Source organism: Streptomyces sp. WM6372 (assembly GCF_001279655.1).
Classification (GTDB): Bacteria; Actinomycetota; Actinomycetes; order Streptomycetales; family Streptomycetaceae; genus Streptomyces.
On record NZ_LGDB01000224.1, the window covers coordinates 41,235 to 55,049 of the forward strand.

Annotated in this window: 16 protein-coding genes; 7 read left to right on the forward strand and 9 right to left on the reverse strand. The window is 73.4% G+C overall.

Features of this window, described 5'->3' with window-relative positions; translation table 11 throughout:
- Positions 1–91 precede the first annotated feature (91 nt).
- From ADK52_RS32310 to ADK52_RS40740, 6 genes are all read right to left on the reverse strand, one after another.
- Positions 92–355, reverse strand: a complete 264-nt coding sequence (locus ADK52_RS32310) for a DUF3099 domain-containing protein (RefSeq protein WP_053693429.1) — start codon at positions 353–355, stop codon at positions 92–94.
- A 111-nt stretch (positions 356–466) separates the two neighbouring features.
- Positions 467–757 carry a DUF1416 domain-containing protein gene (locus tag ADK52_RS32315; protein ID WP_007265476.1) on the reverse strand — a complete coding sequence of 97 codons (291 nt, stop codon included), beginning with the start codon at positions 755–757 and terminating at the stop codon, positions 467–469.
- Positions 758–819: 62 nt separating this feature from the next.
- Positions 820–1,665, reverse strand: coding sequence for a sulfurtransferase (locus ADK52_RS32320; protein WP_053693412.1), 846 nt, complete (start codon positions 1,663–1,665; stop codon positions 820–822).
- A 227-nt stretch (positions 1,666–1,892) separates the two neighbouring features.
- Positions 1,893–1,982 carry an Ms5788A family Cys-rich leader peptide gene (locus tag ADK52_RS45125; RefSeq protein WP_350875872.1) on the reverse strand — a complete coding sequence of 30 codons (90 nt, stop codon included), beginning with the start codon at positions 1,980–1,982 and terminating at the stop codon, positions 1,893–1,895.
- Positions 1,983–2,138: 156 nt separating this feature from the next.
- Positions 2,139–2,849 carry a DUF2993 domain-containing protein gene (locus tag ADK52_RS32325; protein ID WP_053693413.1) on the reverse strand — a complete coding sequence of 237 codons (711 nt, stop codon included), beginning with the start codon at positions 2,847–2,849 and terminating at the stop codon, positions 2,139–2,141.
- 155 nt (positions 2,850–3,004) lie between these two features.
- Positions 3,005–4,201 (reverse strand): hypothetical protein, encoded by a 1,197-nt coding sequence (locus ADK52_RS40740; RefSeq protein ID WP_324615950.1) that lies wholly within the window; start codon positions 4,199–4,201, stop codon positions 3,005–3,007.
- Positions 4,202–4,671: 470 nt separating this feature from the next.
- Between ADK52_RS40740 and ADK52_RS32335 the strand changes: the two genes are divergently transcribed.
- Positions 4,672–4,983, forward strand: coding sequence for a hypothetical protein (locus ADK52_RS32335; RefSeq protein WP_053693414.1), 312 nt, complete (start codon positions 4,672–4,674; stop codon positions 4,981–4,983).
- A gap of 102 nt (positions 4,984–5,085) precedes the next feature.
- Here the strand turns inward: ADK52_RS32335 and ADK52_RS32340 are convergent, their stop codons facing one another.
- Complete coding sequence (locus ADK52_RS32340; RefSeq protein ID WP_030157092.1) at positions 5,086–5,340, reverse strand: MoaD/ThiS family protein; 255 nt, start codon at positions 5,338–5,340, stop codon at positions 5,086–5,088.
- Between the two features lie 465 nt (positions 5,341–5,805).
- Between ADK52_RS32340 and ADK52_RS32345 the strand changes: the two genes are divergently transcribed.
- From ADK52_RS32345 to ADK52_RS32365, 5 genes are all read left to right on the forward strand, one after another.
- Positions 5,806–6,621, forward strand: coding sequence for a response regulator transcription factor (locus ADK52_RS32345; RefSeq protein ID WP_053693415.1), 816 nt, complete (start codon positions 5,806–5,808; stop codon positions 6,619–6,621).
- Between the two features lie 24 nt (positions 6,622–6,645).
- Positions 6,646–7,668 (forward strand): LacI family DNA-binding transcriptional regulator, encoded by a 1,023-nt coding sequence (locus tag ADK52_RS32350; RefSeq protein WP_030157095.1) that lies wholly within the window; start codon positions 6,646–6,648, stop codon positions 7,666–7,668.
- Positions 7,669–7,924: 256 nt separating this feature from the next.
- Complete coding sequence (locus tag ADK52_RS32355) at positions 7,925–9,064, forward strand: S1C family serine protease (RefSeq protein WP_053693416.1); 1,140 nt, start codon at positions 7,925–7,927, stop codon at positions 9,062–9,064.
- A 63-nt stretch (positions 9,065–9,127) separates the two neighbouring features.
- On the forward strand, positions 9,128–9,880 hold the full coding sequence (locus ADK52_RS32360; protein WP_053693417.1) for a response regulator transcription factor: 753 nt from the start codon (positions 9,128–9,130) through the stop codon (positions 9,878–9,880).
- Positions 9,877–11,319 carry a sensor histidine kinase gene (locus ADK52_RS32365; RefSeq protein WP_053693418.1) on the forward strand — a complete coding sequence of 481 codons (1,443 nt, stop codon included), beginning with the start codon at positions 9,877–9,879 and terminating at the stop codon, positions 11,317–11,319. The genes ADK52_RS32360 and ADK52_RS32365 overlap by 4 nt, the downstream gene beginning before the upstream one ends.
- On the opposite strand, the gene ADK52_RS32370 is transcribed toward ADK52_RS32365, so the two are convergent.
- Both ADK52_RS32370 and ADK52_RS32375 read right to left on the reverse strand, forming a co-directional pair.
- On the reverse strand, positions 11,299–12,174 hold the full coding sequence (locus tag ADK52_RS32370; protein ID WP_053693419.1) for a phosphatidylinositol-specific phospholipase C: 876 nt from the start codon (positions 12,172–12,174) through the stop codon (positions 11,299–11,301). The genes ADK52_RS32365 and ADK52_RS32370 overlap by 21 nt on opposite strands.
- 102 nt (positions 12,175–12,276) lie before the next feature.
- Positions 12,277–12,846, reverse strand: coding sequence for a TetR/AcrR family transcriptional regulator (locus ADK52_RS32375; RefSeq protein ID WP_053693420.1), 570 nt, complete (start codon positions 12,844–12,846; stop codon positions 12,277–12,279).
- A 129-nt stretch (positions 12,847–12,975) separates the two neighbouring features.
- Here ADK52_RS32375 and ADK52_RS32380 point away from each other — a divergent pair, with 129 nt between their 5' ends.
- Positions 12,976–13,758, forward strand: a complete 783-nt coding sequence (locus tag ADK52_RS32380; RefSeq protein ID WP_053693421.1) for an alpha/beta fold hydrolase — start codon at positions 12,976–12,978, stop codon at positions 13,756–13,758.
- Positions 13,759–13,815: the final 57 nt, after the last annotated feature.

The window sequence follows — 13,815 nt, forward strand, 5'->3', positions numbered from 1 at the left end:
GGGCATCGGGTGATCACCCGTGCACACGCATGACATGTACGAGAGGGGGGCGGTTGTACGTACGCCGATCACATTCTCGTCACGCGGGGCTTCAGTCCTCGTGACGCCGTTTTCCGTCCAGTTCGTCCCACCACTCGTCGGACTTCGGGTCGCCCGAGGGGTCGTCCCACCAGCGGTCGTCGGGCCCGCGCCGGTTCGCGATCATCGCGGCGACCGGCGGGATGACCATGGCGACCACGCACAGGGCCACGGCGGCCTCGACCGAGAACAGCCGTACGAAGGACCAGGCGGATACGAAGAGGAAGATGCATCCGCCCATGAGGACGAAGTAGACGCGGCGCCGCCGGGCGTACATGCCTTCAGGGTAGAGCCGGGAGGCGGACGGCGCGAAGGGCCGCACCCCGTTCCAGTGGCGTCCAACCCCCTGGGGTGCGGCCCTTCGGCCGGTCATTCAGGCGTGCGGTGCTCAGACCGCGATCGCCACGTCCGTCACGCCGCCGGCCTCGGCCACGACCACGGCGCGGTCGGCCTGGGCGCCGGGAACCAGCGCGCGCAGCGTCCACGAGCCGGTCGCCGCGTAGAAGCGGAACTGGCCGGTCGCCGAGGTCGGGACCTCGGCCGTGAACTCGCCGGTCGAGTCGAGCAGGCGCACGTAGCCGCTGATGGGCTCGCCGTCCTTGGTCACCTGGCCCTGGATGGCGGTCTCACCGGGCTTGAGCGTGGCGAGGTCGGGCCCGCCGATCTGTGCTCCACACATGTTCTCTGTCCTGTCCTGGAGGGGTCGTACTACGGAGGGCGTCGCGTACCCGGCCGTGGTGGTTACTTGTTGGCGCCGAGCTCGATCGGCACGCCGACCAGGGAGCCGTACTCGGTCCAGGAGCCGTCGTAGTTCTTGACGTTCTCCTGGCCCAGGAGCTCGTGCAGCACGAACCAGGTCAGCGCGGAGCGCTCACCGATGCGGCAGTACGCGATGGTGTCCTTCGCCAGGTCGACCTGCTCGGCCTGGTAGAGGGCGGTCAGCTCCTCGTCGGACTTGAACGTGCCGTCGTCGTTGGCGTTCTTCGACCACGGGATGTTGCGGGCGCTCGGCACGTGGCCGGGGCGCTGCGACTGCTCCTGCGGGAGGTGCGCCGGGGCGAGCAGCTTGCCGGAGAACTCGTCGGGCGAGCGGACGTCGACCAGGTTCTGGACGCCGATCGCGGCCACGACGTCGTCGCGGAAGGCGCGGATCGAGGCGTCCTGCGGCTGGGCCTTGTACTGGGTGGCCGGGCGGTTCGGGACCTCGGTGCCGTCGACCAGGTCGCGGGAGTCGAGCTCCCACTTCTTGCGGCCGCCGTCGAGGAGGCGGACGTCCTGGTGGCCGTACAGCTTGAAGTACCAGTAGGCGTAGGACGCGAACCAGTTGTTGTTGCCGCCGTAGAGGACGACCGTGTCCTCGTTGGAGATGCCCTTGGCGGAGAGGAGCTTCTCGAAGCCCTCCTGGTCCACGAAGTCGCGGCGGACCGGGTCCTGGAGGTCCTGCTTCCAGTCGATCCGGACGGCGTTGGTGATGTGGTTCTTGTCGTACGCGGACGTGTCCTCGTCCACCTCGACGATGACGACGTTCGCGTCGTTCAGGTGGGCCTCGACCCAGTCGGCGTCTACGAGGACGTCGCTGCGGCTCATGGTGATCTCCTCCGGGGCAGTGTGCGGCGGGGCGTGCTGTGCAGGTGCAGGTGGCGCGGGGCGGTCTGCGGGTTCTGCAGGTTCTGCGGATTCTGCTGGTGCGTACCGCTGCGGGCGGCTTCCTCGGGCACTGCGCGGGGAGGCGTCAGTGGGCAGGAGGGGGCGGCTGCGGTGCGGTCACGCGGGAAGGACGGTCGTCCGGCTGATGGAGCGGAAGCGCTCACAGGTCACATGGATCGACAGAGCATGGCGGCGACGCGACACAGGTCTACTGCCCGTCGCTTCGTGAGGTCCGCCTGCTGATGCTTCATAGCCATGGATCGTAGGGACGAATCGGCCGCCCTGTCACCGGTGTGTCATATTCCGAGACAGGATCGTCCGAATAATGGGATGAACATGCTCCCGGGCGGCTCCCGCACCGCCTCCGGGGGCCTTCGTACGGCCCGGCCTTCTGCGGATCGGACCGTACCGTCTCACGATCCGGCCAGCACCACGTCCGAGCCGCTCAGCGTGAGGTGTACGCCGGACTCGTCCGAGGTCAGCGCGGTCAGCTTGAGCCCGGACGGCAGGCCGCTGTCGAGCCGGCGGTCGAAGTCGGTCTTCTTGCGGACCGCGCCCTCGATCCCGGGCAGGCCCCCGCCCGGCACCTCGTCGGCGCGGACACGGACCATCTTGCCGCCGCCGGGGGCGTCCACGAGCGCGACCGTCGACACCACGCTGGGGGCGAGCCGCTTGCCGAGGACCTCCACGGCCGCCGTCACCTTCACCTTGCCGGGCGCCCCGCCGTACGTGACCGTCACGCCGGTCTGCGAGGCCTCGGTCAGGTCCTGGTACGTGACGAGGGCCGTGCCCTCGGCCCGCTGCGCGGTGCCCCCGCTGTAGTCGCCGTTCAGCTTCACGCTGCGGAAGCTGGCGTCGAGCTCCGACAGCCGCGTCTTGCGGCCGTCCGAGACGGCCTCCACGCCCTTGAGCTTCACGTCGACGCGGTCGAGGTCGTGGCTGAGCGCCTGGGTCAGGAACGGGAACCCGTGGATGTCCACCTCCGTGGCCCCCGCGAGCCCCTGGCGGGCCTGGATGCGGTCGGCCAGCCGGTTCTCGGCGTAGTTCACCGCCCAGCGGTCGGCGCCGGCGAACAGCGCCCCCAGCACCACTCCGATGATCACAACGACGCGCAGGAACCGCACGTGTCCTCCCCCTGTAGACCGGTACGTGCGTTCTAGTTGACCATGACCGGCCGTACGGAGGCCGTCAGGCCCGGAGCCGGGCCTGACGGAGGGTGACGGAGGGTGACGGAGGGGCCGCCGGAGGGGCCGGCGGAGGGGCCGGCGGAGGGCCCGCCTCAGCCGACCACCCGGCCGATCAGGTAGACGGCGGGAGCGGCGGCCGCCAGCGGCAGCGCCACACCGGCCGTCATGTGCACGAACTTGGACGGGTAGTCGTACGCGGCCACCCGCAGCCCGATCAGCGCGCACACCCCGGCGGCCAGGCCGAGCAGCGCCCCGCCGACCCCGACGGAGGTCAGCCCGCCGACGGCGATGCCGGCTCCGGTGGCGGCGGCCAGCGAGACGCCGACGGAGGCCGGGGTCGGCAGCGGCAGCGCGCGGGTGAAGACGGCGACGGCCACGGCCGCGGCTCCGACGCTGACGGCGGCCGGGTCGGCGGCCAGGTAGCCGGCGCAGACGATGGCGAGCGCGGCCGAGGCCACGGAGGCCATCAGCCCGTACATCCGCTCGTCGGGGTCGGCGTGGCTGCGCAGCTGGAGGACCAGCGTGAGCAGCACCCAGGCGCCGAGGGTCCCGATGATCGCGCCGGGGCCGTACGTGTCGTCCACGGCGAGCACGGCCGCGTCGGCGACGAGGGCTCCGAGGAACGCGAGGGCGATGCCCTGGCGGGCGGGCCACATGCCGTTGAGCCGGAACCAGCCGGCCGCGGTGAGCCCCTGGAGGACGATCAGCGGCGCGAGGAGGCCGAGGTGCCCGACGGCGGCGGCACCGGCCAGCAGCAGCCCGAGCGCGGCGGTCAGTATGGCCGGCTGCGGCCCGGGATCGATGATCGGCGACCGCCCTTCGGCGCGCGCCTGAGCCGGATCGACGGCCCGCAGGGTGTTCCCCCCGAGGGTGGGCGGGGAGTACGCGGGATCCTCGCCCTCGGCGCCGGCGGGAGCCGCGGGAGCGGCGGCCGGGGCGGCCGGGGCGGGGGCGGGGGCGGCGGGGGCGGCGGCGGCCGGCTCCTCGGAGCCCGGGCCGGGGTACGGCGGCAGGTACGCGGTCTCCGCGGCGCCGGCGGCCCCCTGGGGGTCGGCCGCGGCCGGGCCCGGGTAGGGCGGCAGGAAGGCGGTCTGCTCGGCCGCGCCGCCCGCCGGGGCGGCGGCCTGCGGCGGGAGATAGGCGGTCTGCTCGGCCGCGGACCCCTCGGCCCAGGACTCGCGGGAGCCGCCCTGCGCCCAGTCGGCGGCCGGGGCGGGGGCCGGGGCCTGGCCGGGGGCCTGTGCCTGGGCGGCCGGCGCCTCGTCCCGGAACCACCCCTCGGGAGCCACGGGCTGCGCCTGCGGCGAGCCCGCGGCCTGCGGCTCCCCCCCCCCCCCCCGGCCGGGGGACTGCGGCCGGGACCCGGCCCCGGCCGACCCCGCCCTGCTGGTGCCGGGGCGGAGCGGCGGCGGCCTGCGGCTCGCCGCCTCCGCCCGGGCCGGGGTACGGCGGCAGGTACGAGGTCTCGGCGGCCGCGGAGGCGGGTCCCCCGGCCGCGGGGGAAGCCGGGTACGGCGTACCGCCCGGGTAGCGGTCGCCCGCGGCGGAACCCTCGTACGCGGAACCCTCGTACGGCGCGGCGGCGGCCGGCCGGGGCGCGGCCGGGCCCGGGTACGGCGGGAGGAAGGCCGTCTGGTCGGCGGCGTCGGCCGCCGGGGCGGCGCTCTGGGGCGGGAGGTAGGCCGTCTGCTCCGCGGCGGAGCCCTCGGTCCACGACCCACCGCCCGGCGCCCAGCCCGCGGCGGGCGCCGCGTCCCGGGTGCCGCTCGGCTGCCAGCCGGCCTCGGGGCCGGAGGCGGCGGGCCAGCCCGAGGAGGGGGCGGGCGCCGCGGGGGCCTCGTCGCGGAACCAGCCCTCGGGGGCGACCGGCTGCTCGGCCGGAGGCTGCTGGTACGCGGGCTGCTCGGCCGGAGGCTGCTGGTACGCGGGCTGCTCGGCCGCGGCGCCGGAGGCGGCCTCCGGCCACGGCACAGCGGCCTGCGGCTGGGCCGCGGCCTCGTCGCGGAACCAGCCCTCCGGCGCCACCGGCTGGCCCGGCAGCGCGCCCAGCGGCGGCTGGACCGGCTGGTAGCCGGTTTCCCAGGTGTCCGCCTGCCAGGTCTGGGTCCCGTACGGGTCCTCCTGCGGGCGCTGCTGCTGCTGTTGTTCCTCGGGAGTGCTCATCGGTTTCCGCTCACCCGCCCGCGAACGGCGGGAGCACCTCGACGGTGCCCCCCTCGGTCAGCGGAACGGCATCGTGCGGGCGCTTGCCCACGGGCTCTTCGTTCACGAGGAAGGAGCAGCGCTGCAGGACCCGGGTCAGCTCACCGGGGTGGCGTTCCCGCACGGCGTCGAGCGCCTCGGCCAGTGTCCGCGCCGAGTACGGCTCCTCCGCCGTCTTGGCCGCGGCCTTGGCCGCCGCCCAGTAGCGGATGGTTCCGGTTGCCACTGCAGCTCCTATCGTCGGCTCTCTACCGTCGGCCTCCATGATGAACCCTCCGGCCCCCGGATCCGGTGTGCCCCCACGCGCCCCGCATGCGCCCGGGCGGCCTCCCGTACATCCATCGATCCGGTGAAACCGGGGCATACGCTGGTCCCAGGGGTGGCAGGGACCACAGAAGCGAGGAAGTCCGAGCCTCGGCCACGCGGCGGCGGGTGGGCTATCCTGCTGGCGAGAGGATCCGGGCAACGTTGCCCCCGGGTCCTTTTGTGCTTTCAACACGTTGAACGGACCGAGAACAGTGGTGGCCGTCAGGGCCTCAGGGCGCGGGGCCCGGCGAACCACCACACCGCACCAGCACCACGCACCACGTACGAAGCAGTACCGCGAAAGTCCTCGACGGGACCGAGGAGGAACCGACGTGATGGACCAGCGAACCGTGCACGAACGCCCGACCTGGGCAGGTGGTCGGGCATGAGCTCTCTCCTGCTGCTGACCAATGCCCTCCAGCCGTCCAGCGAGGTGCTGCCGGCCCTCGGCCTGCTCCTGCACAGCGTCCGGGTGGCCCCCGCCGAGGGCCCGGCCCTCGTGGACACCCCCGGCGCGGACGTCATCCTCGTCGACGGCCGCCGCGACCTGCCGCAGGTGCGCTCGCTCTGCCAGCTGCTGCGCTCCACCGGCCCCGGCTGTCCGCTGATCCTCGTCGTCACGGAGGGCGGCCTCGCGGCCGTCACCGCCGACTGGGGCATCGACGACGTCCTCCTCGACACCGCGGGCCCCGCCGAGGTCGAGGCGCGGCTGCGCCTGGCCACCGGCCGCCAGCAGCTCGGCTCCGACGACTCCCCGATGGAGATCCGCAACGGCGACCTGTCGGTCGACGAGGCGACGTACTCGGCCAAGCTGAAGGGGCGGGTCCTCGACCTCACCTTCAAGGAGTTCGAGCTGCTCAAGTACCTGGCCCAGCACCCGGGCCGGGTCTTCACGCGTGCCCAGCTGCTCCAGGAGGTGTGGGGGTACGACTACTTCGGCGGCACCCGGACGGTGGACGTCCACGTACGGCGGCTGCGCGCGAAGCTCGGCCCCGAGCACGAGTCGCTGATCGGTACGGTCCGCAACGTCGGCTACCGCTTCGTCACGCCGGAGAAGGTCGAGCGGGCGGCCGCGGAAGCGGCGGCCCAGGCGGCCGCCAAGGCCGCGGCGCAGGCGGCGGCCCAGGCCGCGTCCGGCGTCCCCCGTATGGAGGAACCTCCTGTGATCGCCCAGTCGGCAGGACGGCCTGCCCAGAGGTAGGTCACCCCGCGTAGACTCCCGAGCGTGGCCAAGGTGACGCGGGATGACGTTGCACGACTTGCGGGTACGTCTACCGCCGTCGTGAGCTACGTCATCAACAACGGACCCCGGCCGGTCGCCCCGGCCACGCGCGAGCGTGTACTCGCCGCGATCAAGGAGCTGGGCTACCGCCCGGACCGGGTCGCCCAGGCGATGGCGTCGCGGCGCACCGACCTCATAGGCATGATCGTCCCCGATGCGCGGCAGCCGTTCTTCGCGGAGATGGCGCACGCGGTCGAGCAGGCCGCCGCCGAGCGCGGAAAGATGGTCCTGGTCGGGAACTCCGACTACCGGGACGAGCGCGAGGTGCACTACCTGCGGGCCTTCCTCGGGATGCGGGTCTCGGGCCTGATCCTGGTCAGCCAGGGCATGAGCGAGCGCGCCGCCTCGGAGATCGAGGCGTGGGACGCGCGGGTGGTGCTGCTGCACGAGCGGCCGGAGGCCATCGACGACGTCGCGGTCGTCACGGACGACATCGGCGGCGCGCAGCTCGCCACCCGGCACCTGCTGGAGCACGGGCACGAGTACGTCGCCTGCATCGGCGGGGTGGAGAACACCCCGTCGGTCGGCGACCCGGTCGCCGACCACGTGGAGGGCTGGCGCCGGGCGATGCAGGAGTCGGGCCGCTCGACGGAAGGGCGCCTCTTCGAGGCCCCGTACAACCGCTACGACGCGTACCGGGTGGCGCTGGAGGTGCTGTCCGGGCCGGACCGGCCGCCGGCCATCTTCTGCGCCACGGACGACCAGGCCATCGGCGTGCTGCGGGCGGCGCGGGAGCTGCGGATCGACGTACCGGGGGAGCTGGCGGTGGCCGGCTTCGACGACGTCAAGGAGGCGGCCCTGACGGACCCGCCGCTGACGACGATCGCCTCGGACCGCCCGGCGATGGCGCGCGCCGCGGTGGACCTCGTCCTGGACGACGCCCTGCGCGTGGCCGGCTCCCGCCGCGAACGCCTGAAGCAGTTCCCGTCGGCCCTGGTGATCCGCCGCTCCTGCGGCTGCCGCTGACTCCTCCTCCACGCGCCCCTCGCACCGCTCGGCCCTGGCGGGCCTCCCGGGCTTCGGGCCGCTGCACCGGACTCCGTCCGTCGGCCCCCGGCCGGGATGCCGCAGCCCCGGTGGGCCCGGGCGGGCTTGATCCTTCGCGGGCTTGATCCTTCGCGAGCTTGGTCCTTCGCGGGCTTATTTCGGGCATACGCGGTTCTGTCGGGCTTCTCAGGGTGGACTCAGGAAGCTCTCATGATCCGGGGACAGAGTCGTGGTCATGACCGAGAGCTTCCGCCGCGACGGCGAGTACCCGCAGGAGAACCGCCCGACCCAGAGCGCCGGTTTCGGGGACTACCCGCCGCCGCCCGCGTACCCGCCGCCGGCGGCGCATGCGCCGGCGCCGGCCGCGCCCGGATGGCACGAAGCACACCAGCCGCCGATGGCGCCCACGCCCCCCGAGGGGCCCGCGCACGCGGCCCGGGCCAAGCGGCCCGTCGCGCTGCTCGCGGCCGTGGCGCTGGCCGCGGCCGTGATCGGTGGCGGCACCGCCGCCGGCGTGCAGCAGCTGCTCGCCGGCCAGGACCGCACCGGCGGCGGCATCAGCGGCACCAACGTCTCGCAGTCCAGCACCGGGACCGTCTCCGGCGTCGCCGAGCAGGTCAGCCCCTCCGTCGTGCGGATCGACACCCGCACCGGTTCCGGCCAGGGCACCGGCTCGGGCGTCGTGGTCACGGCCGACGGCGAGATCGTCACCAACAACCACGTCGTCGAGGGCGCCACCGAGATCCAGGTGACGATGAGCGACGGCAAGAAGTACACCGCCAAGACCGTCGGCACCGACCCCGACAAGGACCTCGCCCTCATCAAGCTCCAGGGCGCGAGCGGGCTCAAGGCGGCGAAGCTCGGCAACTCCGACAACCTCAAGGTCGGCGACCAGGTCGTCGCGATCGGCTCCCCCGACCGCCTCACCGGCACGGTCACCAGCGGCATCGTCTCCGCCCTGAACCGCGAGGTCAACGTACCCAAGTCCGAGCAGCAGGCGCCCCAGCGCCAGCGCGGCGGCGGCAGCTGGCCGTTCTCGTACGACGGTCAGCAGTTCAACGGGAACACCGGGTCGGACACCACCTCGTACAAGGCCATCCAGACGGACGCCTCCCTCAACCCGGGCAACTCCGGCGGCGCCCTCGTCAACATGAACGGCGAGATCGTGGGCATGCCCTCCGCGATCTACTCCCCCTCCAGCGACAGCTCCTCGGCCGGCAGCGTCGGCCTCGGCTTCGCCATCCCGGTGAACACGATCAAGGCCGACCTCGACTCCCTCCGCAAGGGCGGCACCACCGGGTCCGGCGGCAACAACAGCGGCAGCAGTGGCAGCAGTGGCACCAGCGGCACCAGCGGCTTCGGGACGTCGTTCTAAACGGCCCAGGCGTCCCGTGCGAGCCTGGTACGACCGACCACGACCACCCCTGGGGGACCGAAGATGAATCCGGCCGAAGGCGACCCGCACCGCATCCTCGTCGTCGACGACGAGCCGGCCGTGCGGGAGGCCCTGCGCCGCAGCCTCGCCTTCGAGGGGTACGCCGTGCAGACCGCCGTCGACGGGCTCGACGCCCTCGACAAGGCGGCCGCGTACGACCCCGGCCTGATCGTCCTCGACATCCAGATGCCCCGGATGGACGGCCTCACGGCGGCCCGGCGGCTGCGCGCCTCCGGCAGCACCACCCCGATCCTGATGCTCACCGCCCGCGACACCGTCGGCGACCGCGTCACCGGCCTCGACGCGGGCGCCGACGACTACCTCGTCAAGCCCTTCGAGCTCGACGAGCTCTTCGCCCGCGTCCGCGCCCTGCTGCGGCGCAGCGCCTACGCGACCGGGCGTCCGGGCGCCGGCGACCACGAGGAGACGGACGCGCTCGCCTTCGGCGACCTGCGCATGGACCTCGCCACCCGCGAGGTCACCCGCTCCGGGCGCCAGGTGGAGCTGACCCGCACCGAGTTCACGCTGCTGGAGATGTTCCTGGCGCACCCGCGCCAGGTGCTGACCCGCGAGCAGATCCTCAAGACCGTCTGGGGCTTCGACTTCGAACCCAGCTCCAACTCCCTGGACGTGTACGTCATGTACCTGCGCCGCAAGACCGAGGCCGGCGGCGAGCCCCGCCTGGTGCACACCGTGCGCGGGGTGGGCTACGTCCTGCGCGTCGCCGGGGCCGGCGATTCCGGGGGGCCCGAGTGAGCCCGGCGGCCAGGTTCCGCGCGCTCCCCCTGCGCTCCCGGATCGCCCTGCTGGTGGCCACGGCCGTGGCGCTGGCCGTGGCCATCGTGTCCGCGGTGTCGTGGGTGATGGTGCGGGCCCAGCTGGACAACCAGCTGAACCAGTCCCTGATGGCCACCAACCCGACCGTGCAGGTGCTGGAACGGCTGCGCGAGGGCTGTCCGGCCCGCCCGCCGACGCAGGTCCAGCAGGACATCGCCGAGAACCTGAACGCCACGGTCCAGATCGTCACCGCGGACGGCAGCCACTGCTGGGTGAGCGGGCAGAGCGACCTGCCGGTGACCGCCACGGACAAGCAGGTCGCGGCGGGCCGCAAGGCCAAGGCGCTGCACGACGCGACGACCGACAACGGCGTCGGGATGCGCGTCTACACCTTCGCGGCGCGGACCCAGCCCGGCGCCCCGGTCTTCGCGGTCTCGGTGGCCCGGCCGCTGGCCGACATCGACAAGCCGCTGTCCACGCTGGCCTGGGTGCTGATCCTGGTCTCCGGGATCGGGGTGGCCGGCGCGGGCCTCGCCGGCCTGTGGGTGGCCCGTACGGGGCTGCGGCCGGTCGACGAGCTGACGGGCGCCGTCGAGCACATCGCCCGGACCGAGGACCTGACCGTACGCATCCCCGACGAGGGCGACGACGAGATCGCCCGCCTGTCGCGGTCCTTCAACTCCATGACGGCGGCCCTCGCCTCCTCCCAGGAGCGGCAGGCCCAGCTGATCGCGGACGCCGGGCACGAGCTGCGCACCCCGCTGACCTCGCTGCGCACCAACATCGAGCTGCTGGCGCGCAGCGAGGAGACGGGCCGGGCCATTCCGCCCGAGGACCGCAAGGAGCTGCTGGCCTCGGTCAAGGCGCAGATGACGGAGCTGGCCGCGCTGATCGGGGACCTCCAGGAGCTGTCCCGCCCGGACGCGGCCCCGCCCGCCAGGCTGGAGGTGGTGGCCCTGCACGAGATCGCGCAGAGCGCGCTGTCCCGTGCCCGGCTGCGCGGCCCCGAGCTGCACTTCACCGACGAGGTGGCGCCCTGGTACGTACGGGGCGAGGCGGCAGCGCTGGAGCGGGCGGTGGTCAACGTCCTGGACAACGCGGTGAAGTTCAGCCCGCCGGGCGGCACGGTCGAGGTCGTGCTGCGGGCGGGCGAGCTGACGGTGCGCGACCACGGGCCCGGCATCCCGGCGGAGGACCTGCCGCACGTGTTCGAGCGGTTCTGGCGCTCCTCCTCGGCCCGCGCCCTGCCCGGCAGCGGGCTGGGCCTGTCGATCGTGGACCGTACGGTGCGCCGTGCGGGCGGCAGCGTCGAGCTGCGGGCGGCGCCGGCCGGCGGCCCGGGCACGGAGGCGGTGCTCCGCTTCCCGGGCGCCCCGGCGCCGCCGCCGGAGCAGCCGTCAGTTGTGCCGGATCAGTGAGGCGACGAGCCCGGAGCGGGTGTTGGGGAAGTCCATCGGGACGATCCCCAGCCCGGTCCGGCCGGCCAGCTCCCCGCCGTCGACGAACGAGTGCACCTGCGGGTTGAGCCGGTCGGAGTTCCAGCGCGGCGGCATGTAGGCGGACGTGCTCACGTAGTTGACGAAGAGCTTGCCGGGCTGCTGGACGGCCCGGCGGAACTGGCCCTCGATCTTGCCGCGCTTGGCGAAGGGCTCGGCGTTCCAGTCGTCCTGGATGTCGAAGACGTTGCCGTCGCCGTAGCGCAGTCCGGGCAGACCGCCGTTGTCGGCGAGCAGGACCACCTTGCCGCGGGCCTGGCCGAGGGCGGGCAGCGAGTCCGCGATCCGGAACAGCGGGCGCCAGCCCCGGTTGTCGAGGTAGTCGTCGAAGACGGCGCGGAAGGTGGCGTCACTGTCCTCCGAGTACTCCTGCTTGAGCCGCATCAGGACGGTCTCGGAGGGGTGTGCGGCGAGGAAGTTCCAGCAGGCGACGAGGACGTCCCCGAACATCAGGCCCTGGTAGAAGGAGCCGTGGTGGATCGCGAACGATCCACCGGTGACTCTGCACCGGACGTCGAGGAACCGGATGCCCGAGTCGAGCTGTTCGGCGATCGAGGTGTTCTGGCAGGCGACGAACAGCCCGCCCTGGCGGGCTCCGGAGTCGTGGGTGCCGGGGATGGTCATCCGCTGGAGGGCGGTGGAGTCCCCGAGCCCGGCCATCCAGTCCTGCGTGCCGAGCGTACGGGCCGAGGCCGGCCCCGCCGCTGCGAGTCCCGCGGCCGCGGCCGCGCCCGCCGCCATCGCCCCGACCAGAAATGCCCGTCGATCCAGTGCCATGCCCGCCCCTTTGCCGACCCGGTGACGGCTGCCAGCCGCCGTCGGCTGGTGCCCCGGGGATTCTGGCGTGCGGGACGCGGCTTTACTACCCTTCGGTAGCCCTCAGCTTTCGAGCAACTCGGCCATGGCGCGCAGGCCTTGGGCGAGTTCCCGGCCCGTCGGCGCCTGCTCCGGGTCGGTCAGCGCCTGCACCATCACCCCGCTCAGCAGCGCGATGTGCACCGACCCGAGGGCCCGTACGTCCTCCTCGGTGACCTCGTCCTGGGGGACCCCGCGCAGCTGCGCGGCCACCATGCGGCGGGCCTGGCGCTGGTTCTCGGCGAGGGTGGCGAGCAGCTCGGGCGAGGACTGGGCGTGGACGAAGGCCTCGACGGAGGCGGTCCAGAGCCAGCGCATGTCGCCGAAGTCGCGGATCTTGCGGTCCCAGGTGTCGGCGTACCGCTCGGCGGTGGTGGCGCCCTGGCCGGCGAGCCGGCCGGACCCGGCCGCCCACTCGTCCATGGCGGCGGAGAGGGCGAGGTTGAGCAGGGCCTCGCGCGAGCCGAAGTGGTAGCCGATCGCGGCCATGCTCACCTGCGACGCCGAGGCGATGTCGCGCACGGTCGTGCGCAGGTAGCCCTTCTCCTCCAGGCAGCGGCGCGCTCCGGCCAGCAGGTCCTCGCGATTTCCCATGCCGGGATCGTATCCGCGACCCAATTTGGGCAAGCGCGCAAGACATTCGTATTGCGCGCTTGCCCAAATCCTGGCAGGCTCATCCACGTACCGCACCGCACCGCATGACTCACAGGGGAGAGCCAAGCCATGCGCCACACGCTGACGATCGACGGCCGCACGCTGTCGTACCTGGACTTCGGCGGCCCGGGCCGCCCGCTGCTCGCCCTGCACGGGGGCATGTCCGAAGGCTTCGCCTTCGCCGGCCTCGCCGACGTCCTGGGCGACGAATGGCGGGTCATCGCCCCCGACCAGCGCGGCCACGGCGACTCCGACCGGGCCGCCGACTACGGCCGCGAGGGCTACCTCTCGGACGCCGTCGCACTCCTCGACCACCTCGGCCTGGACGCCCCCGTGGCCCTCCTGGGCTACTCCCTCGGCGGGTTCAACGCCTACCACCTGGCCGCCGCCCAGCCCGACCGGATCGCGGCCCTCGTCAACGTGGACGCCACCGTGACGATCGATCCCGACACGGCGGGAGCGCTCTTCGGCTTCCTGCGCGACATGCGGTACACCGCCCCCACCCGCGAGGAACTCCTCGCCGCGGCCGGGCCGGTGGGCTCGCAGTTCGTCGAGCAGGCGCTGCGCCCGCTCCCCGACGGCGGCTGGCGGCTGCCGTTCCACCCGCAGGACATGATCGACTCCGCCGAGGCCTGCCGCGGCGACCACTGGGACACCTGGCTCGCGAGCCGCTGCCCGGCGCTGCTGATCCACGGCACGCGCAGCCAGACGCTCACGCAGGAGACGGCCGACGCGATGGTCGCGCGCCGGCCCGGGACCTCGTACGCACCGGTGGACGCGGAACACTTCCTGCCGTTCACCCACCCCGAGGAGTTCCACGAGGCGGTCCGGAAGTTCCTCGCGGACCTCTGACCGCTCGGCGGCCGTCGCTCCGGTACGGGGGTCCGGGGCGGGGGCGGGGGGCCGGGG